General features: G+C 34.6%; 18 protein-coding genes and 1 other annotated feature. Of the genes, 11 read left to right on the top strand and 7 right to left on the bottom strand.

The window, feature by feature from the left end:
- Positions 1-15: 15 nt before the first annotated feature.
- Positions 16-678: an amino acid ABC transporter permease gene (locus CEF14_RS07715; RefSeq protein ID WP_102692321.1), complete on the bottom strand. Its 663-nt coding sequence runs from the start codon at positions 676-678 to the stop codon at positions 16-18.
- 89 nt (positions 679-767) lie between these two features.
- Positions 768-1,604, bottom strand: coding sequence for a transporter substrate-binding domain-containing protein (locus CEF14_RS07710; RefSeq protein ID WP_102692320.1), 837 nt, complete (start codon positions 1,602-1,604; stop codon positions 768-770).
- 283 nt (positions 1,605-1,887) lie between these two features.
- Between CEF14_RS07710 and CEF14_RS07705 the strand changes: the two genes are divergently transcribed.
- The 3 genes from CEF14_RS07705 to CEF14_RS07695 all read left to right on the top strand — a co-directional run bounded on the left by CEF14_RS07705 (position 1,888) and on the right by CEF14_RS07695 (position 5,284).
- Complete coding sequence (locus CEF14_RS07705; protein ID WP_102692319.1) at positions 1,888-2,520, top strand: LysE family translocator; 633 nt, start codon at positions 1,888-1,890, stop codon at positions 2,518-2,520.
- A gap of 66 nt (positions 2,521-2,586) precedes the next feature.
- On the top strand, positions 2,587-3,363 hold the full coding sequence (locus CEF14_RS07700) for an ABC transporter ATP-binding protein (protein ID WP_102692318.1): 777 nt from the start codon (positions 2,587-2,589) through the stop codon (positions 3,361-3,363).
- A 67-nt stretch (positions 3,364-3,430) separates the two neighbouring features.
- Positions 3,431-3,667, top strand: a binding site (T-box leader).
- A gap of 51 nt (positions 3,668-3,718) precedes the next feature.
- Positions 3,719-5,284 carry a 2-isopropylmalate synthase gene (locus CEF14_RS07695; RefSeq protein WP_102692317.1) on the top strand — a complete coding sequence of 522 codons (1,566 nt, stop codon included), beginning with the start codon at positions 3,719-3,721 and terminating at the stop codon, positions 5,282-5,284.
- Between the two features lie 61 nt (positions 5,285-5,345).
- On the opposite strand, the gene CEF14_RS07690 is transcribed toward CEF14_RS07695, so the two are convergent.
- Positions 5,346-6,305: an MBL fold metallo-hydrolase gene (locus CEF14_RS07690; RefSeq protein WP_102692316.1), complete on the bottom strand. Its 960-nt coding sequence runs from the start codon at positions 6,303-6,305 to the stop codon at positions 5,346-5,348.
- Positions 6,306-6,677: 372 nt separating this feature from the next.
- Between CEF14_RS07690 and CEF14_RS07685 the strand changes: the two genes are divergently transcribed.
- From CEF14_RS07685 to CEF14_RS07675, 3 genes are all read left to right on the top strand, one after another.
- Positions 6,678-7,562, top strand: coding sequence for a LysR family transcriptional regulator (locus tag CEF14_RS07685; protein WP_102692315.1), 885 nt, complete (start codon positions 6,678-6,680; stop codon positions 7,560-7,562).
- Between the two features lie 157 nt (positions 7,563-7,719).
- On the top strand, positions 7,720-8,085 hold the full coding sequence (locus CEF14_RS07680; RefSeq protein ID WP_102692314.1) for a CidA/LrgA family protein: 366 nt from the start codon (positions 7,720-7,722) through the stop codon (positions 8,083-8,085).
- A complete protein-coding gene (locus tag CEF14_RS07675) occupies positions 8,082-8,780 on the top strand; it encodes an LrgB family protein (RefSeq protein WP_102692313.1) in 699 nt (232 codons plus the stop codon). The genes CEF14_RS07680 and CEF14_RS07675 overlap by 4 nt, the downstream gene beginning before the upstream one ends.
- 66 nt (positions 8,781-8,846) lie before the next feature.
- Here the strand turns inward: CEF14_RS07675 and CEF14_RS07670 are convergent, their stop codons facing one another.
- From CEF14_RS07670 to CEF14_RS07655, 4 genes are all read right to left on the bottom strand, one after another.
- Positions 8,847-9,593, bottom strand: a complete 747-nt coding sequence (locus tag CEF14_RS07670) for a glucosaminidase domain-containing protein (RefSeq protein WP_102692312.1) — start codon at positions 9,591-9,593, stop codon at positions 8,847-8,849.
- A 345-nt stretch (positions 9,594-9,938) separates the two neighbouring features.
- Positions 9,939-11,078 carry an iron-containing alcohol dehydrogenase family protein gene (locus tag CEF14_RS07665; protein WP_102692311.1) on the bottom strand — a complete coding sequence of 380 codons (1,140 nt, stop codon included), beginning with the start codon at positions 11,076-11,078 and terminating at the stop codon, positions 9,939-9,941.
- Positions 11,079-11,089: 11 nt separating this feature from the next.
- Positions 11,090-12,463, bottom strand: coding sequence for an aminotransferase class III-fold pyridoxal phosphate-dependent enzyme (locus CEF14_RS07660; protein ID WP_211284575.1), 1,374 nt, complete (start codon positions 12,461-12,463; stop codon positions 11,090-11,092).
- A gap of 116 nt (positions 12,464-12,579) precedes the next feature.
- Positions 12,580-13,743, bottom strand: coding sequence for a PucR family transcriptional regulator (locus CEF14_RS07655; protein ID WP_102692310.1), 1,164 nt, complete (start codon positions 13,741-13,743; stop codon positions 12,580-12,582).
- A gap of 173 nt (positions 13,744-13,916) precedes the next feature.
- On the opposite strand from CEF14_RS07655, the gene CEF14_RS07650 reads away from it, so the two are divergent.
- From CEF14_RS07650 to CEF14_RS07630, 5 genes are read left to right on the top strand one after another with little or no spacing between them, the layout of a single operon-like run.
- A complete protein-coding gene (locus tag CEF14_RS07650; protein ID WP_102692309.1) occupies positions 13,917-15,176 on the top strand; it encodes a Zn-dependent hydrolase in 1,260 nt (419 codons plus the stop codon).
- Entirely contained in the window at positions 15,173-16,579 is a 1,407-nt protein-coding gene (gene hydA, locus CEF14_RS07645; RefSeq protein ID WP_102692308.1) for a dihydropyrimidinase, read from the top strand. The genes CEF14_RS07650 and hydA overlap by 4 nt, the downstream gene beginning before the upstream one ends.
- 16 nt (positions 16,580-16,595) lie before the next feature.
- Positions 16,596-17,945, top strand: coding sequence for an NAD(P)-dependent oxidoreductase (locus tag CEF14_RS07640; RefSeq protein WP_102692307.1), 1,350 nt, complete (start codon positions 16,596-16,598; stop codon positions 17,943-17,945).
- 13 nt (positions 17,946-17,958) lie between these two features.
- The gene (gene preA / locus CEF14_RS07635; RefSeq protein ID WP_102692306.1) at positions 17,959-19,245 is read left to right on the top strand and encodes an NAD-dependent dihydropyrimidine dehydrogenase subunit PreA; all 1,287 of its coding nucleotides are present in this window, start codon (positions 17,959-17,961) and stop codon (positions 19,243-19,245) included.
- Between the two features lie 46 nt (positions 19,246-19,291).
- A complete protein-coding gene (locus tag CEF14_RS07630; protein ID WP_102692305.1) occupies positions 19,292-20,782 on the top strand; it encodes an NCS1 family transporter in 1,491 nt (496 codons plus the stop codon).
- Positions 20,783-20,795: the final 13 nt, after the last annotated feature.

Here is a 20,795-nt window from a genome sequence, read left to right as displayed (position 1 = left end):
ATTAGGATCCCCCCTCTAAAATTCATTTTTTAATAATCTTTTCTCAAATTGTCTAATGATCATAGATAAAGTAAATGTCACGGCAAAATATACTACTGCAACAAATGACCATATTTCAATATAACGATAAGATACTGCTGCTAAGTTAGTGGCTTTTAATGTTAAATCTACCGCAGAAATTGTAGATACGAGTGAAGAATCTTTTATTAGTAATATAAATTGAGAAGCCATAGGTGGTAATGTTTTCCTAATTGCTTGTGGTAGTATAATCAGTCTCATCGCCTGAACATGAGACATTCCTGAGGATCTTGCAGCCTCCATTTGACCTTTAGGGATAGATTGAATTCCACCTCTTACGATTTCAGCAATAAAAGCACCAGAGAAAATAGCTAAAGAGAGGATTGAACCCCAAAATGAGCCTAGTTTTAAAAATTGTCCTAATACAAAATAAATCCAAATAAGTATTACAATTAGTGGTATACCTCGCATGATTTCTACATAAGCAGAAGCAAGAAATTGCACGATACGATTTTTAGATATTCGCCCCATACCAACTAGGATGCCGATTGGAATAGCTAAGAGCAAAGAAAGCGCTGAAATTCTAAGCGTTAACAGCAATCCTTGCCAAAAAATATCTAGATTATCAGTAATAATACTCCAGTCTGGTTGATAAATCATAAATTTCTACCTCCTTTTTTAAAAAAATAAAATCATAAAACAAAAAGGAAGAAAGTAAGGATGATCTACGATACTTTCTTCCATACTCATTATTCGGCTTCTACTTTATTGTTAATGTTGTTGTACCATTCATCACTTTCAAACCAATATTTTCTAGATTTTAATTCATCTGGTCCATCAATATAACTATATAAGATTGAATTTAACCATTGAACGGTTTTCAAATCATTATGTTTAACTGCAATACCCAAATTTTCTGCCGAAATTTGATTGTCAATGACTCTTGACTTACCATTTTCTTTACTCCAAATACGAACAGCAGACTCGTCATAAACTACACCATCGATTTGGCCAGAAATCATTGCAAGCGCAGCAGCTGGCATTTCTTTATAATCTTTAATTTCTGCATGCTTAAATGTGTTTTTGGTAATTAGTTGACCTGTTGTTCCTATAACTGTTGCAATCTTATTTCCTTTTTTATCTAAGTCAGTCCATTCTTTAGTAGTTGTATCTGAACTTGGTACAAGTGCAACTTGTTTTGTTTTATAATAAGGATTTGCAAAGCTTACTGATAAAGCGCGTGGTCCAGTGATCGTCATACCAGAAATAATCATATCAATTTCTCCAACTTGTAAGGCAGCGATTAACCCATCAAAGGAATATTCTTTAAACTCTACTTTTACACCTAGAGCTTTTCCAATAGCCTTTGCTGTATCGATATCATAACCAACGTAGTTTCCTTTCAAATCTGTCATTTCAAATGGAGCATAGCCAGGTGCTGTGCCAATAACGATTTTTTTGTTTTTCTTAACTTTTTCAATTGTGGATGTACCGCTATCAGAACCCCTATTATCTGTCCCAGAACCTCCACATGCAGTTAAAATCACTGATAAAATTACCATAAATGCGAAAAAAAACTTTTTCATATTAAATCCCCCTTATTCATCTATCTATTTAATAGAATGCAGATCATCCACGCCTTTGTATAAAAGATGATTACAGACTTTTAAACCAAAAAATCCCTATATTTATAATATTTAATATATTCAGAATTATAAGAAAATATTACGTGGAGTGTCAATGTCAATATGAGATGAATATAATCGAATTTTTATAATCTATTTAAGTAGAAATAGATTATAAAAATTTAAATTAGTTATTTTAATTCTAAATTTTCTGATAAAATGATATTTATAAAAGAAAGAGGTGATGAAATTGGAACATTACTGGTTGTTTGTAACTATGTGTATTTTGCTCATCCTCTTGCCTGGACCTGATACAGCAATTGCAACCAAAAATACGTTAACTTTAGGGAAAAAAGGTGGACTAAAAACTGTATTTGGTACTTGTTGCGCTTTGTTCATTCATACATTGGCGGCAGTTTTAGGCTTGTCTGCAATCATTGCAAAATCAGCATTTGTATTCACCATTTTCAAATATGTTGGTGGAGCATATTTAATTTATCTAGGTGTAAAATCATTTATATCTATGAAACAACAAAAACACAATATGGAGATTACGAAAGAAGATGGAGTAAAATATCATCATCATTCTTGTTTTAAACAAGGGTTTTTAACAAATCTATTAAATCCAAAAGTAGCCGTATTCTTTTTGACTTTTTTACCTCAATTTGTGAACCCGCATAATCAATTATTTTTGCCATTCGTTTGGATGGGGTTAACATATGTTGCTTTAACAGCTATTTGGTTTGTTATATATATCCTTCTTTTAAATGCCATTCGTACCTTTATGATGAAGCCGCGTACTCAATTCGCAATTGAAGGTATTACAGGAACAGCTTTAGTCGGATTTGGGATTAAATTAGCAGTAGAGAAAAATTAGATAGCTAGCATATATTATATGGAAATAATTAAAGAGTGATAAAAATGATAAAGGGAAGATGAACAAATGGTTTTAACTTTACAAGACGTATCTTTAAGAAGAGATGAATCATGGATTTTACATCATGTCGATTGGGAGATTCAAAAAGGAGAGCATTGGGTTCTGTATGGATTGAATGGAGCCGGAAAAACCGCATTATTAAATATGCTGTGTGCATATTATTTTCCTACAAGTGGTCAAATTGAAGTTGTTGGAAAAACTTTTGGAAAATCGGTTCTAGGTGATCAATTACGACGTAAAATAGGTATTGTTTCAGCTGGCTTTCAAGAAAAACTTAATCCAGAAGACACTGCATTTGAAATTGTGTTAAGTGGTGCCTATGCATCAATTGGTTTATATGAAAAACCCACTCCAGAAATCAGAGCAAAAGCAATTCAATTATTACATCAGCTTGGATCGATTGAATATGCAGATCGAGATTATGACACCTTGTCACAAGGAGAAAAACAACGTATTTTAATAGGGCGTGCGCTAATGGGAGACCCTGAGTTACTTATTCTTGATGAACCTGCAACTGGATTTGATTTTATTGCTAGAGAAGCTTTATTAAAAACAGTTTCAGAGATTTCTAGTATGGAAAATGGACCAACAATTATTTATGTAACTCATCATGTTGAAGAAATTCTGCCTATATTTAAAAATACGTTACTTCTAAAAAAAGGAGAAGTATTTGCAAAAGGTTTGACAAAAGATCTGTTAACAAGCGAAAATTTAAGTGCTTTTTTTGAAACGCCTGTTGAGTGTATATGGCGAAATGACCGGCCATTATTAGTTCTGAAATAATAAAATTTTCTAAAAATTCTGTTGACAATAGATAACATTCTGCGTTACAATCCTATCAATCAGATAAATTAAAGCAAAGATTGGAAATAGTAAAAAGTGATGTGAGCGCAAAGAGAGCCGATGGGTGGTGTGAATCGGTCGTCATATACTTTTGAACTCGTCCATGAGCTACTCCGTGAAAAGTATAGTAATGGAGTTCGGAATCCTACCGTTATCAGGATAGATAGTGATAGCTATCGAATGAGTGGGGCAATATTAAATTGTTCAATTAGAGTGGTACCGCGAGTATAATCTCGTCTCTATAGTTTTATAGAGACGAGATTTTTTATTTTATTAAAAAAGAGGAGTGTTGACTATGACTAGAAAGATTTGGGTATTTGATACAACATTACGTGATGGGGAACAAGTTCCAGGTGCAAAACTTAATATTTATGAAAAACTAGAAGTAGCAAAACAGCTAAAGAAATTGCAAGTCGACATTATTGAAGCAGGATTTCCAGCCTCTTCAACAGGTGATTTTAATGCGGTAAAAGAAGTGGCAATGAAAGTTGGTAATACTGACGATATTATGATCACAGCATTAGCTCGTGCTGTTAAAGCTGACATCGATGCGGTATATCACAGCGTTAAACATGCAGAAAATCCAATGATTCATATGGTACTTGGTACTTCTGATATCCATGTTGAAAAGAAATTTGGTAAATCCAAAGATCAAATTTTAGACATTGGTGTAGAAGCCGTAAAATATGCAAAGTCACTTTTACCACAAGTTCAATATTCTACAGAAGATGCGTCTCGTTCAGATTTTGAATATCTTTGGAAGACAATTGAAGCTGTCATTAAGGCAGGTGCAACAATGATTAATGTACCTGATACAGTTGGCTATGCAGTTCCAGAAGAATTCGGTGAAATGGTTTATAAATTAAATGATCGTATCAAAAATTTAAATGACCAAGTATTACTAAGTGTTCATTGCCATAATGACCTTGGGATGGCAACAGCCAATACACTTGCAGCAATTAAAAATGGTGCGGATAAAGTAGAATGTACGATTAACGGCATTGGTGAACGTGCAGGAAATGCTTCGCTTGAAGAAGTTGTCATGGCATTACATACACGTGGCAATTACTTTGGTGATGTGGCAACAAAAATTAATACTAAGGAAATTATGAATACATCGAAACTCGTCAGTAGCTTAATGGGATTAGACGTACAAGTTAACAAAGCGATTACAGGTGAAAATGCGTTTGCCCATTCTTCAGGTATTCACCAAGATGGACTTCTGAAATCTCGAGATGCTTACGAAATTATCCACCCAACAGAAGTTGGCCTAGATGATATGGAACTTGTACTAACAGCGCGTTCTGGCCGTCATGCTGTGAAAAATGCATTAGAAAAATTATCAATAGGTACCATTACAGATGAACAATTCGAAGAAATTTTTGCCGATTTCCTTAATCTTGCTGACGCGAAGAAAGAAGTATACAACCATGATTTATACATTCTTGTAGAGAAATATTTTGTCCGTCATCAAATGGCCGAAAAGATTGAACATTATAGTGATGAATTCTATGAACTGGTTGATCTACAAGTAATTAGTAATACAACTTTCCCATCTGCAAGCATCAAGGTTAAAAAAGGTGAGGAAGTTTTTAGTTCAAGTACTGTAGGAACAGGGCCTATTGATGCTCTCTACTCTGCTATGAAAGAAATTATTGACATGGATATTAAACTCCTTGAATACAAAATTTCAAGTATTTCACGAGGTAAAGAAGCACTAGGTAAAGTAAAGCTTCAAGTTGAGTACAATGGTGAAAAATACATTGCCAAAGCAACTGATACAGATGTGATCAAAGCAAGTGCTCTTGCTTATTTAAATGCAGTCAATAGTATTATTGTAGAGACACTTCTTCCAGTATAAGAAGTGTGCAAAAGAGTGATGGGAAAGTGAACATCACTCTTTTATTTTCGCACTATTCCAACTACTTTGTGTTTTGCTCAGCTTTTGTTAAATAGTCGATGATTCCCATTGCACTTACTGCTAGATCGAGAGGAATTACTTTAAATACTGGGTGGTCTTCTGGTAATCCTTTTAACTGAAGCTCATTAAATAGGTTGTCAGTCAATAGTTGCTCTGTACGATTTACTTGCTTTGTAAAATCATTTTCTTCTTGCATCGCTTGGCGGCCAGCCTGAACGAAAATAGGTAAATATCGTCTTACCTCTTCATATGCAAATTCTGGATTAGAGTAGGCACCATAATGACCGAAGTAAATGATCCCAGGTCTGATTTTTTCATAAAGTTGAATAGATTCTTCCATCAAATCTGGATCAAATTGATTTGGTGAAGTAGAAGGCAAAATCACATCAAAATGTTCTTTGATCATATCAGGATAAAATACGCCAGTCGTATCGCCAACAAACATGCCATTTGATAAGGAATCATAAATAGAAATATGGTGATTAGCGTGTCCTTTTGTATGGTAGAAAGTAAGAATAGAAGATCCAAGATTTAAGGATTCTTCATGGTCAACTGCATGAAATTTCTCTTCAGCAATCGGTAAAATTTCACCAAAAATAGCATCAAATTTTTCCCCATAAACTGATTTCGCACTAGTTATTAATCGGCTCGGATCAACTAAATGGCGTACTCCTTTTGGATGCACATAAACTTTTGCATTGGGGCATAGTTGCATAAATACTCCAGCACCACCTGCATGATCTAGATGGATATGTGTCAAAATTAAATAATCAATTTCCTCCGGAGAAATATGTAATTCCTCTAAAGCTTTTAAAATATAGGGAACAGAAGGACTTGCAGATGTTTCAATCAAAGCAATTTTGTCATCTTTAATCAAATAAGAGCTTGTCCGATTGGGTAATCCTAAATCATACGCATCAATACAAAATAAATGATCTCTAATTTTCTCAAACTTTGCCATATAACTCCTCCATATTACAGAACTAAGTATATTTTAACATATAGCAGAATTTATTTGTATTTATTGAGAGAATTATGAATAGTAATGCATGGATGGATAGTTTAATGATCGGAATTATATAGGAATGTTCAATTTGTTTAACATCTGTTATAAGTTGTACCTTTTTAATGCGACAATTAATCAGTTAATCTATGAATTTTGCTGAATTTTTAACAGTAATCATGGTAAAGACAAGGGGCACTGTTATAATGAAGATAAATAAGGGTTATTCATTGAAGAAAATACTAAAAATATGCAATGAAATGATAAAATATGTACTTTTAATTAAATTTAATTGTGCAATTGTTTTTGGATGAAGGTGGTTGTACTCGAATGGAAATAAGAGAGTTAAATTATTTTGTGACAGTTGCAAAATACAAAAGTTTTACGAAAGCTTCTGAAGTACTACATGTTACGCAACCAACACTTAGTAAAGTTGTGAAGTCATTAGAGAAGCAGTTGGATGTTACACTATTTCATCGTTCTGCAAGAAAAAGTGAACTTACAGATGTAGGAGAAGTCGTATATGGACAAGCGATTAAAATTTTAAGCCTAGTTGATGAATTGGATGTTGTTTTAGAAGATGTCACTCATTTACAAAAGGGGAAAATTAGGATTGGAATGCCTCCTTTAATTGGTATTTTGTTTTTTCCGAAAATGATTAAAGGGTTTCAAGAAAAGTATCCAAATATTACGATTGAAATTGATGAACGTGGAGCTAATGTTATTAAAGATTTAGTAGCAGCAGGTGAAATAGATGTTGGTTTTGTCATGTTACCTGCAAATACGGAAGAATTTCATGTAATTCCTTATACTTCTCAACAGCTCATGTTAATAGTAAATCAATCCAATCCCTTAGCAAACAAAGAAACAGTAATGATGAAAGATTTAAAAAATGAGCCAATGCTACTTTTTAGTCAAGATTTCACTTTACATGATCGGATTTTGCAAGAATGTGAGCAAGCAGGATTCACTCCACATATTGCTTATGAAAGTTCTCAATGGGATTTTATAAGTCAAATGGTAGAACATAATCTCGGTATTGCAATGTTTCCAAAAGCGATTGCTGAGAAAGTTAATCCAAAAGCAGTAAAGGCAATACCGATTGTCAATCCAACTATTCCTTGGGAAATTGTATTGATAGTAAAGAAAGATCATTATGTATCTCATGCAACAAAAGGGTTTATCAAATATATCGCACCAAACTATGCCATTTAGGCATACAAAATATAAAAAATATATATTTAACGAATGGCGCATTTTAGAGTAAAGTATATGTATTGAAAAAATCGTACGAAAGTTAGATGGTTACCGCGAATACCCTCTAAACTAAATCGCACGGTTTTTTCTATACAAAATAAAGGTGTGAGTTTTGATGAAGATACTAAAAATAATTGTTCAAATTATTTTCCTATATAGTATTTTACTTTTAGGTGAAGAAATTGCAAAAGTATGCCATTTACCAATTCCAGGTAGTATTATTGGGCTTGTACTGTTATTCGTAGCACTACAGTTACATATTGTGAAACTTGAATGGGTAGATTTAGGAGCAGGATTATTAACAGGTGAGTTATTATTATTCTTTGTTCCTTCAGCTGTAGGGGTAGTACAATATGGTCAAATTGTGGGTGTAATTGGCATTAAACTTGTTACGGTGATCATCCTAAGTACAATTGTTGTGATGGCATGTACTGGTTTAGTTGCTGATTATATGCAAAAAAGAGGGGTGAAGAAAGTATGAGTCTAATAGGTATCATTAGTTTTTTGGGGACAATTGGAATTTTTCTATTAAGTAAAAAAGTCTATCAAAAAATGAATTGGATTATTTTATCACCATTATTGATTTGTCCATTAATCATAATAGTAGTATTGCTCCTTACTCATACTTCTTACTCAGATTATAATACTGGAGCTACTTGGTTATCGAACCTTTTGGGACCAGCAACTGTTGCATTTGCAGTACCTATTTATAAAAACTTTGCTTTATTAAAAAAACATGCGAAAGCAATAGGAGCAAGCCTTGTAACAGGTTCAGCTGTTGCGATTGTTTCATCATTCTTATTTGCAATGTGGATTGGCTTATCCAATGATATGATTAATAGTTTAGTGCCACGTTCCATTACAACACCAATTGCAATGGATATTTCAGAAATAATTGGTGGGCAACCAACAATGACTGCTGTTTTTGTCATTGTCACAGGATTAACTGGTAGTATCATTGGACCACTTGTTATTAAATCAATTCGTATTCGTACATCAGCGGCAAAAGGATTACTTCTTGGTATGGGAGCTCATGGGTGTGGTACATCGAAAGCGTTTGAACTAGGAGAGTTAGAAGGAACTTATTCCAGTCTTGCCATGATTGTAGCAGCACTTATAAGTATTGTATTATCCGATACTTTCTTCCCGGTTCTACAACATTATTTAGTTGGATAGATTCTAATATTTCTAGAAATGAAAAACCCACTTTTAAGTTTATACTTGAAAGTGGGTTTTTTTACGTTATTGATAAATTAAAAGTCTTTGGCCATTCTCTACGGCATTTTTATTTAATCGATTCCATTGTTTTATGGAGGTAACGGATACCCCGTATTTGTTTGATAGAGAGTGAAGTGTTTCACCACTTTTAACGACCACTTGTTTCTTGGCTTTAGCTGGATGATCGTATTCCGTTAAATGGTATTGTTTGATTATGGTATTTAATTTTTGATGATAGTTTGTATCAGTAGCGTATGTGCCTGTTAAGTATTTTGTTGCTTCTTTATATGATTTTGTTTTACTTTTAAATGTTTTTTGATAATATTTTGTATTCCAAGATACGCCTTTTTGAAGTAATTCAGCATAATCTTCTAATGAAGCTCTATAATTCGGATATTTTCTAAATTTGGCATAGATTTGATGCATTTTCCCAGTGCCGTTATCTTCTGAAGTTTGGAATGTTACAGACTGGTTTTTATATGAACCTTTGATACCGAAAAGGTTATTATTAGGTGGTGAGCCGAGGTCGCTTGTTCCTCCATTGCTCTCTAATACTGCCTGAGCAATCATAACAGAAGCATACAGATCGTGTTTAGAAGCAATATCTCGTGCATTTTCAGCAATGGAGCCGATAAAGCTTTCCACACTTTGATCTTCTATGTATTTTTCTGATGGTCCTTTAGCAGTTTCAGATAATTGTTGAATAATGATAAAAACAGAGGTAGCAAATAATATCGTTGTAAAAAGTGTTACTAGTAAAGTCTTTTTCATAGATTTGCGGCTTAATGATTGAAAACCTTCCTCCTTCCAATATATTCATATAATTATATTCTAACATGTTATTAGTGACGGGTGCTATTTTAAAAAGTTTCTTATGGATAACATTACCTCTAACTCTCTTAAATAGAGCAATCAGATAGTAGAAAAATAAATTAGAACATAATGAATCGGAATAATCAGAGTATTACCCAGGAAATTAAATATCTTATAAATTTTATAAAACCGCAATTCTTCGATTTGTAAATTAACAGGGCAAAAAAATTTAGTATAATGAAATTGATTTTACATAAAAAAAAACCCAATTTTTCATTGATAAGAAAAATCGGGTTTGGACTTTTAAGAATGTATACTAGAAATAGATTTATATAGTTTTTCTAGTAAATCTGGAGTAATTTCTACTGGGTTATTTTTCATATTAGGTGCAAAGCTATTCGCTACAAGAAGCTCTAAGTCTTCTGAAGTTGTTACACCAGCTTCTTCAATTGTCATACGCATACGCATTTCTTTTTTCATTTCATCAATACGATTGGCTAAGTCTTTGGCATCTTCAAAGCCTAGTCGACGACTGAATTCTTCAAGTCGTTTCCCTTCAGGGCCAGTGCTATTAAGAATCCAAAAAATTGGTAAAGTTAATGCGCAAGCTTCGCCATGTGGAACGCCAAAATTTTGTGTTAGTGGATAGGAACAAGCATGTGCAGCAGCTGTTTGTGTTAGGTTAAATGCCATACCAGCAGTTACCGAGGCTAAGCTCATTTTAGTACGTGCTTCCAAGTTATCTGGTTCGTGGTAGGCTATTAATAAATTTTCAAAAGCTAACTTAGCAGCATACTCTGCAGCCATGTCGGTATAGGGTTGGTGTTTCTTTCCATAAAAAGCTTCTAGGGAATGAGCAATTACATCTAAACCACTTGAAGCAGTTACTTTTTGAGGACAGCTTACTGTCAAAGTAGGATCAATTAAAGCATAAATAGGATATAAAAAATCACTTGCAAGTGGTGCTTTTATATCATGAACGGTATCTGTTAGAACGGAAACGTTTGTGATTTCGCTTGCTGTTCCAGAAGTAGTTGGGATAGCAATGAACGGAATACCTTTTTGAGAAATAAGTTGTTGTTTGGTAAAATAGACTTCTGTCATATTTGTAGTTGATGCAACGAAACAAGCAACTTTTGCACAGTCTAAAATACTTCCGCCACCGAGTGCAACAGCAAAATCACAATTGTGTTCACGTAATACTTTCACGCATTGATCTGTATTTTGTACAGTTGGATTCGGTTGAATATCAGAAAAAATGGCTTTAATTTTACCTTTTGCAGCATCCATAATCTTTTGAGCCATGCCATTTCGAACCATGGATGGAGCACTTATAAGTAATATGTTTTGGGCTTTAAATTTTTCTAAAATAGAAGGTAGTTCCTTTATTTTACCTACACCAAAGTCAATTGGTACAGGTTGTTCATAATAGAAGTTTTCCATCAAATTCCTCCTTATTTAACTGGAAGAATCGTTGAATGTTCAATTCCAGTTACTTCTTTTTCAAATTCCTGTATAACTGCCTCAAATAAATCCATTGCTTCGTTTAACTCATCTTCCTTAATGACAAGTGGTGGTGCGATGATGACACTCGATTCATGAGAATAAGTGTAAAACCCTTTTTCTAGTAACATGGATACAAATTTATTCATTAATCGTACAGGATCTTGTCCATAGTCTAGGCCATACTGAATTAAAGGTTCTCGAGTCTTCTTATCTTTTACAAGTTCTACTGCTGCAAATAAACCTATATGTCTTACTTGTCCAACTATAGAATAGCACATTAATTGATCCAATCGTTGTGCTAATGTTTGCCCAACGTGACTTGTATTTTCTATAATTTTTTCTTTTTCATAAATTTTTAGCGTTTCGAGTCCAATTTGTGTACACATCGTATGGCCACTATACGTTAAACCAGTCATCAGTACATGATCATCAAAGTATGATGCTACTTGATTACTAACAATAACGCCACCTAGTGGTGCATAGCCAGATGTTACTCCCTTAGCAAAAGTAATCATATCTGGTTCAAAATCATAATGGTCAACGGCAAACATTTTGCCTGTCCGTCCAAAACCAGACATGACTTCATCGCAAACCATTAAAATACCGAATTCATCACATAGTGCACGAATACCTTCTAAATAACCTTTAGGTGGAATAATAACACCGTTACTACCTGGAATAGGTTCTATAAAAACTGCCGCAATTGTATTTGGTCCCTCATATAGAATTTGTTGACGTAGTCGTTTTAAATAAAATTCAGTAGCTTGTTCCTCATTATTGAAATCAATCACTTCTCGGTATAAATAAGGAATATCAAATTTTACAAAACCAGGAATTCCAGGTTCAACTGATAATCGTCTGTTTTCTCCCGTTAAATTACCAGCACCAAATGTAGCACCATGGTAAGAACGGTAACGAGAGAAAATTTTATATCGTCCAGTTACCATACGTGCCATTTTAATGGCGTGCTCATTCGATTCCGCGCCACCACATGTAAAAAAGACTTTCTTCATATTACTTGGTGCATATTCAGTTATTTTACGAGCTAATGCAGATTTAGATGCACTTGCAAATCCAGGGGCTGAAAGAGGAATGTCACCAATATGTTTAAATGCTTCAAGTAATTTAGGATGTTGGTGCCCTACATTGGTATAAACAAGTTGTGAACTCATATCAAAATAACGTTTATCCTGTTCATCCCAAAAATAAACACCATGTGCTTTTGACATTACTTTTGGAAGTAATCCAGATTGCTTTGACCAAGATGTTAAGACATATTGTTGATGATTTTTTTGAATCGTTTCTGTTGAATATTTTTCCAATATAATCACTCCAATATATTTGATGTTATTTAATCTAACATTAAGAGCATAACAATTGGATAAATACAAAACAATGAATATTCAGACAAATATTGTTGTGCAAATGCATAATAATATTATACTGATAAAATATCCTCAATCATAAATGCTATAGATAAATTTGTTTTAGCAAAAGGTGAATTTAGATCTGTATCAAGCAAAGATTCGATTTTTTTTATTTTATAGAGAACCGTATTACGATGTATAAATTCTCTTTGACTGATTTTCGATGTACTACCATCCTCTTCTATAAAAATACGTAAAAAGCTTTTTAGATTTGTATGATGAATTTGATCATATTTCTCTAAAGATCCAAGCATGTCTCGATGAAATCTTTGAATTAGCTGTTTATTTTCAACACCCATTATTATTTTATAGGCACCGATTTCTTTATATTTATATAAGTTAGGATTACCGTGCTGTTGAGATAGCTTGGTCACTGTTCGAGCTTCTTCTAAACTTTTTTTCAGATGCTTTGCCTCTCTATAAAAGTTCCCCATCCCAATAGATAAAGGAACGTTATTGAAAGTTTCCATTAACTTTTCATAGATTGCATTAACTGTTTTGGAAAAAGGAATATTAGGTGTCAATACATGTGTGCGACTTATCAAATAGATAAGGTGATGTTGATCAACGAGTCGTAAAAAAAGCTTATAACGAACGGAAAATTCTTGTTGAATGGTATTCATATAAGGACGTAAATCTATTTCTTTTGAGTATGGTGAACATAAGATGATGCTCATTTCATCTTCTTTAGTAAAACCAACTTGTTCTAGGGCTTGATCGAGAGAGGTATCTTGAAATTCTGTGAATAATATTTGACGCATAAGATCTTCATGCTCTATTTTTCTATCTTGATGCGTGTTTAAAAACTGAAATGTTACTTTTAGTAAATCTGCAATTCGATAACGCCATTCCATTTGGAAAATTGGAAAATGGAATTCATTTGCAAGTGTAATTGCTTCATCAGGTACTTTTGGTATGTAAGGCCCGATATTAATAATTAGTCCTGCTGTTCGTTTATTGACAAGCTCTATGATAAGTTCTAAAAGTGCCTCTGTATCTCCATTTAAATGGATTCCTGTAGAAACAATGATTTCATTTGTACGACAAAATTTCGAAATGTCTACACTTTCAATCAAGTTAATTCCCGAAATCTCATGATTTAATCCTTCTTTACCTCCTTTTAATGTCAGCATTTGAAAAAGTGGTGATTCTAAAAGATGATGGAATGTAATCATATAGAGCCCCCTCTGTATTTTCTATTGTAGAAAAGTAAAACCTATTCAATCTATCTGTGCATCTGCACAAATTTTTTTAGTGAATTGACTATATACCATAAAATTATAATACATTAAAATTGAAATTGTTAGTAGATGTTATAAAAAATAACATAACAGAGGGAGGTAATTTGATGCGTTTATGTGATGGAATACGTTTAGAACATACAATTCGAACATTTAGTAAATTTGGTCAAACCAAAAATGGCGGTGTAACAAGGTTATCCTTATCTCCTGAAGATCTTGCTGCAAGAAAATATTTTTGTGAATGTTGTAAAGAACTTGGGATGGATGTCACTTTTGATGACATGGCAAACATTTATGCAACATTACCCGGAAAAAAAGATCTTCCACCTATTGTTATGGGATCGCATTTAGACTCTGTTGAAAAGGGAGGTCGATTTGATGGTGTATTAGGTGTTTTGACTGCACTTGAAGTAGTCAGAACATTGCGTGATGATAATGTTGAATTGGATGCACCAATTGTTATTGTGAATTTTACCAATGAAGAGGGCGCTAGATTCGATCCAGCAATGATGAGCTCTGGTGTACTTGCAGGTAAATTTTTTAAAGAGAAAATGCTATATTCAAAAGATAAAAACGGGATTTCATTTGTAGATGCATTAGAACAAAGTGGTTATAAAGGAGAACAAAAAAATCGATTGAAAGAGGCAATTGCCTATTTAGAACTTCATATTGAACAAGGTCCTGTACTTGAGAGTAAAGAAATTGATATAGGGGTAGTGGAAGGAGTACTAGGCATGGTGTGCTACGAATTTACTATTAAAGGTGAATCAGACCATGCGGGTACAACACCTATGTCAATGAGAAAAGATCCTTTATTTGTAGCAACTGATGTGATGACAATGTTACGACAACAACTAAGTAAAGTAGATGAAGAATTAGTTTATACAATAGGGCGAGTAAATGTTACACCAAATATTCATACGGTCATTCCTAACAAAGTAATTTTCACTTTAGAAGCTAGACACCAAGATCCAGCGAAAATTTCAATGGTGGAAGAAATGATTCACCAGTTACCGTCTGAAATTGTAGGTTGCCATCTTTCTTTTGAAAAGCTATGGAGTAGAGATACGGTAGTATTTGACGGTAGTATTTGCCAAATCATCGAAGATGCATGTCAGAAATACCGATATTCATCCCATCGAATGTTCAGTGGAGCAGGTCATGATGCGCAATTTATAGCAAGTTATATTCCTTCAGCAATGATATTTGTACCAAGTGTGAACGGGAAAAGTCATTGTGAAGAGGAACTTACAAGTTTTGAGGATTGCTTAAAAGGAGCAAATATCATGCTTCAAACAGTACTTACTCTTCAGCAAAAACTAGTAAAAAACGAATCAATTACTTTAGAGAAAGAAGGAATATTATGAAAAAGATCGTTACTGGTGGAACAATTGTGACGGCAACAGAAACTTATCAAGCAGATGTATTAATTGAAGATGGTAAAATTTCGAAGATTGGTAAAGAGTTAATGGATACTGAAGCTGAAATAATTGATGCCACTGGACAATATGTATTTCCTGGTGGAATAGATCCGCATACGCATTTAGATATGCCATTTAATAATACAGTTACAGATGATGATTGGAAAACCGGAACAATTGCCGCAGCGTTTGGTGGAACAACAACTATTCTCGATTTTTGCTTAACAGCTGGCGAAGTAAAACTAATAGATGCAGTAGAAAAGTGGCATGAAAAAGCAAAAAATAAAGCTGTAATTGATTATGGTTTCCATCTAATGATAGGAGATTTAAATGAAAACACATTGGCAGAATTACCACAAGTATTACAACAGGAAGGGATTTCTTCTATTAAAGTTTTTCTTGCTTATGCTAAAGAATTTCAGGCAACAGACCGCACTTTATATCAAGCCTTTAAGGTGGGGAAAGAAATGGGCGCCGTTGTCATGGTACATTGCGAAAATGGCTCAGTAATCGATGAGTTAGTAGAGGAAGCGAAAGCATTAGGACACACAGAACCAATTTACCATGCATTGACTCGTCCACCGCAATTAGAAGGTGAAGCAACAAAACGTGCGATTGAATTAGCTCATCTTGCAGATGCAGAACTATATGTAGTTCATGTGACATGTAAAGAAGCAGTAGATGAAATTATCTCTGCCCGTAAAAAAGGATACAAAGTTTATGGAGAAACTTGTCCACCATATTTAGTCTTAGATCAAACAGCTCTTGCAAAACCGAATTTCGAAGGGGCCAAATATGTATGGTCACCACCATTACGACCAAAAGAACATCAACAAGTTCTGTGGAATGCACTTAAAGCAAAACAGCTTCAAACAATTGGTTCTGATCAATGTTCGTTTAATTTTAATGGGAAAAAGCGCTTAGGAATTGATGACTTTTCAAAAATTCCAAATGGCGGACCTTTTATTGAAGATCGTTTTAGTATCCTTTATTCAGAAGGTGTTGCAAAAGGAAAAATCACAATTAATGAGTTTGTTGATATGATTTCAACGAATGCAGCTAAGATTTTTGGGCTATTTCCACAAAAAGGAACAATTGCAGTCGGTTCTGATGCAGATATCGTTTTGTTCGATCCAAATAAGGAGCGAGTTATCTCAGCTGACACGCATCACATGAATGTCGATTACAGTGCATTTGAAGGATTAACTGTAAAAGGTGAACCAGTGAGTGTTTTAAGTCGTGGAGAATTCGTTGTAAAAGATAAAGAATTTGTCGGAGAATTTGGACGAGGGCAATATATTAAACGAAAAGTTAAAAAAGGAGAATTTAAAGAAGCCGTTACCAATTAAAGTAGGAGGCGATTCAATGGTCAAAGATGCAGTAGATAGAAATTTTGAAGAAGTATCTCTGGGATTTTCAAAAGGAAGTGCGATTGAAGAGGCAAATCGATGTTTATATTGCTATGACGCACCATGTATGAAAGCATGTCCAACCAGTATTAATGTACCTAGTTTTATAAAAAAAATTGCTACTTCTAATATGAGAGGATCTGCAAAAGTAATTTTAGAGGCCAATCCGATGGGAGCAAGTTGTGCTAGGGTTTGTCCAACTGAAGAGCTATGTGAAGGTGCTTGTGTATTACAAAAAGATCAAAAGCCCATTAAAATTGGAGCGCTTCAACGATATGCTACTGATTGGCTAAAAGAAGGAAATTTATCAATCTTTAAACCGGGAGTAGCAAATGGTAAGAAAATCGCTATTATTGGGAGTGGCCCCGCAGGTTTATCTGCTGCACGTGAATTGTGTCTATTGGGTTATAGTGTAACAATTTTTGAAGCTGAAAAACAGGCTGGAGGACTAAATCAATATGGAATTATATCATTCCGATTGCCACAAGATGTTGTGCAGTGGGAAGTGGAACAAGTTCGTCAATTAGGTGCGACAATTTTAACAGGGAAGAAGGTTGGAGTTGATGTTACTAGCGATGAGTTATTGGCAACGTATGATCGAATTATCATGGCGATTGGTATGAGTAAAGTTCCGTGGTTAAAAATTGAAGGGGAAATGTTAGACGGTGTTTATGATGCAATTGAATTTGTCAAAGCGACTAAACAAAAACCATTACCTAAGCGTGTAGTTGGTAAGAAAGTTATTGTAATTGGTGCAGGGAATACCGCAATCGATGCGGCAACATGTGCACTTCGTTTAGGAGCATCCAACGTTAAAATTTTATATCGCCGCACTGAAAATGAAATGACAGCTTATCCCTTTGAATTTGAATTTGCAAAGCAAGAGGGAGTCGAATTTCAGTGGCTAACAATACCAAAGAAAATTATTGGAGACGATGAGGGGAAAGTAGCTGCACTAGAATGCGTTCAAATGAAATTAATTGATTGTTATGCCAATCAAGATACGCTATTGGAAGTTGAGAATTCTACTTTTAAAATAGAAGCCGATATAGTGATTCGTGCAATCGGACAAATGCGTCATCTTGAGTTGATTGATGAACTGAAATTAGAACATCATAACGGCATAATTTCAGTTGAACCTTCCACTCTCCGAACATCCAATCCAGTTATTTATGCATGTGGAGATGTGATATATGGCGCTGGCTATGGGGAAGCGACAGTCGTTTCAGCTGTCCAGCAAGGCAAAGAATGTGCTTATGCACTTCATCGAGCATTACAGCAAGCATCTGTAATTACTTCACACTAAGAGGGGGGATTATATGGCTGATTTACGAATCAACTTAGCGGGTATTAAATCACCTAATCCATTTTGGTTGGCTTCTGCACCACCTACAAATTCAGGCTACCAAGTGCAGCGTGCATTTGAGGCTGGATGGGGAGGAGCAGTTTGGAAAACGTTAGGTGATCCAATATTAAATGTGTCATCAAGGTTTGCAGCTGTAAGTTTTAATGGGCAAAGGGTTGCAGGTTTTAACAATATAGAACTTATTACGGATCGTCCATTAGCAGTAAATTTAAAAGAAATTTATGAAACAAAGAAGCGTTATCCGAATCATGCCATTATTGCGTCCTTGATGGTTGAACCAAAGCAAGAAAGATGGCACGAAATTGTAAAACGTGTAGAAGATGTTGGTGTAGATGGTTTGGAATTAAATTTTGGCTGTCCACATGGTATGGCAGAACGAGGAATGGGCGCTGCATCCGGACAAGTACCTGAACTTGTTGAAAAACAAACCTATTGGGTAAAAGAAGTTGCAAAAACACCTGTCATTGTAAAGCTTACTCCGAATATTACGGATATTACAGTTACAGCAGAAGCAGCTGTTAATGGTGGCGCAGATGCAATTAGTATGATTAATACAATTAATAGTTTAGCTGGAGTAGACTTAGATACTTGGAATACGATTCCTCATGTAGCTGGAAAAGGAGCACATGGAGGTTATTGTGGACCAGCTGTTAAACCAATTGCGTTAAATATGGTAGCTGAATGTGCAAGAAACAGTTATATAAATGTACCAATTTCAGGAATAGGTGGAATTTCAAATTGGCAAGATGCAACTGAATTCTTGTTAATGGGTGCTACAGGTGTTCAAGTTTGTACTGCTGCGATGCATCATGGCTTCCGTATTGTAGAAGACATGATTGAAGGATTGAACAATTACTTAGATGATAAAGGTATCGTATCTGTAATGGATATAGTTGGAAAATCCGTTCCGAAATACTCTAACTGGGGAGATCTAAACTTAAACTATAAAGTAGTCGCACAAATTGATAATAATAAATGCATTCACTGTAACAAATGTCATATTGCATGTGAAGATACATCTCATCAAGCAATTGATTTATATCATGATGCTAATGGACTTTCACAGTTAAAAGTAATTGAAGAAAATTGCGTAGGGTGTAATTTATGTTCGATCGTTTGCCCTGAAGAAGGCGCAATAACTATGAGAGAAGTGGAAAATACACTACCAATTATGTCTTGGAACCAACGTCAAGCAATACTACAAAATTTCACTGAAGCGACAGAGATTGTTCAAAAGTAGTTTTATCTTAAAAAGATTGAATATTCTGAATTAGGAGTGTATGTTTATGGCACAAAGAAATGATTATTTGAAATCCCCAGATTTATTGCCTATTTCGTATAAAGATCGAAATATTGGAGCTCTCGGTTTTTCAGTCATTTGGGTTGGGATGGCCATTGTACTTGCTGCTTTTGCAATAGGTGCTGCGGGGATTATTCACCTATCTATGCCAATATTGATTCTGGCAACATTAGTTGGTTCCTTGACTATCGGTGTTTTTATGGTAATGATCGGAGATATTGGAGTTGAACATGGCTTATCCTTCCCTGTTTATATGCGAGCACCTTTTGGAACAATTGGTACGCATCTTCCTTCCCTGATTCGAGGTATAACGGCATCTTGTTGGTTTGGTATTAATACTTATTTTGGTGCACTTGCTATCAACGGGATATTAAATATTCTATTTGATTTCGATAATTGGTTTGTTTGCTTTTTATTCTTTGCTGGATTCCAATTATTAAATACTTCATTAGGTATTAAATCTATTGAACGTTTTGCTGATTTAGCTGCACCGATTATTATACTAATTTCTTGTTGGATGTATGTAACACTTGCGGATCAAGCAACAGCTTCAGGAAAGAATGTGTGGACTTGGGTTGAATCACCAACAACAGGCATGGCTACTTTTACAGCATTTATGATTGTTGTCATGGCAAATATGGGTTTCTGGGCAACACTGGCAGCAGATATGCCTTCATTATCACGATTCTTCAAAGCTCCTAAACATGAAAAGAATTGGTTCAAACGCAATAAAACGCAGTTAATAGGATCTCTTATTGTCATGCCTATTGTTAATACATTTATGATTGTAATAGGTGCAGTTTGTTATATGGCTGTTTCATCTGGTGACCCAGTTGCAGCATTACAACAATCTGCTAATGGATTTATCTTAGCCATTCTTTTATTGATGATTGTTTTAGCGCAATGGTCAACAAATACTTCAGCAAATGTTATCCCAGCAGCAACAATATTCTCTAATATTGGCGGACCCAAAGTACCTTTCTGGGTAGGGGTTGTTATCGCTGGTGTCATTGGAACATTATCACAACCCTGGAGTCTGTTCGACATTTTGAATTCTGTATTACTTATAATCGGCGGAATTTTAACTGCGATAGTAGGCATCATGTTCGCCGACTACTATTTGCTTCGTAAACGTCGCTTAAATGTGAGTGATCTTTATGAAACAACTGGGCAATACAAATATATGAATGGATTCAATCTTGCCGGTCTAATTTCTTGGATAATTGGTGGAATTGTAGCAAATCTGTTACCGACATATTCTTCATTAGTAGGATTTGCTGTAGGTGCACTACTATATTTTATACTTGCAAAATATTGGTGGTTTAGGAAATATCCTCAAAAAGAGATTACAGATCCAAATGATAGCGAATATTTAGGGATTACAGCAGGTAGGGATTGGGTTATCTCTCCCTATGAAAAACCAGTCACAGTATCACCAGAGCTTTCGCCAAATCTAAGTGCCAAAACAGTAAAATAAAGGAGTTGATCCG

Origin of the sequence: Rummeliibacillus pycnus, assembly GCF_002884495.1 — a bacterium.
Classification (GTDB): Bacteria; Bacillota; Bacilli; order Bacillales_A; family Planococcaceae; genus Rummeliibacillus; species Rummeliibacillus pycnus.
The sequence above is the reverse complement of the archived record's forward strand: the minus strand, read 5'-3'. Positions and strand labels throughout refer to the sequence as shown.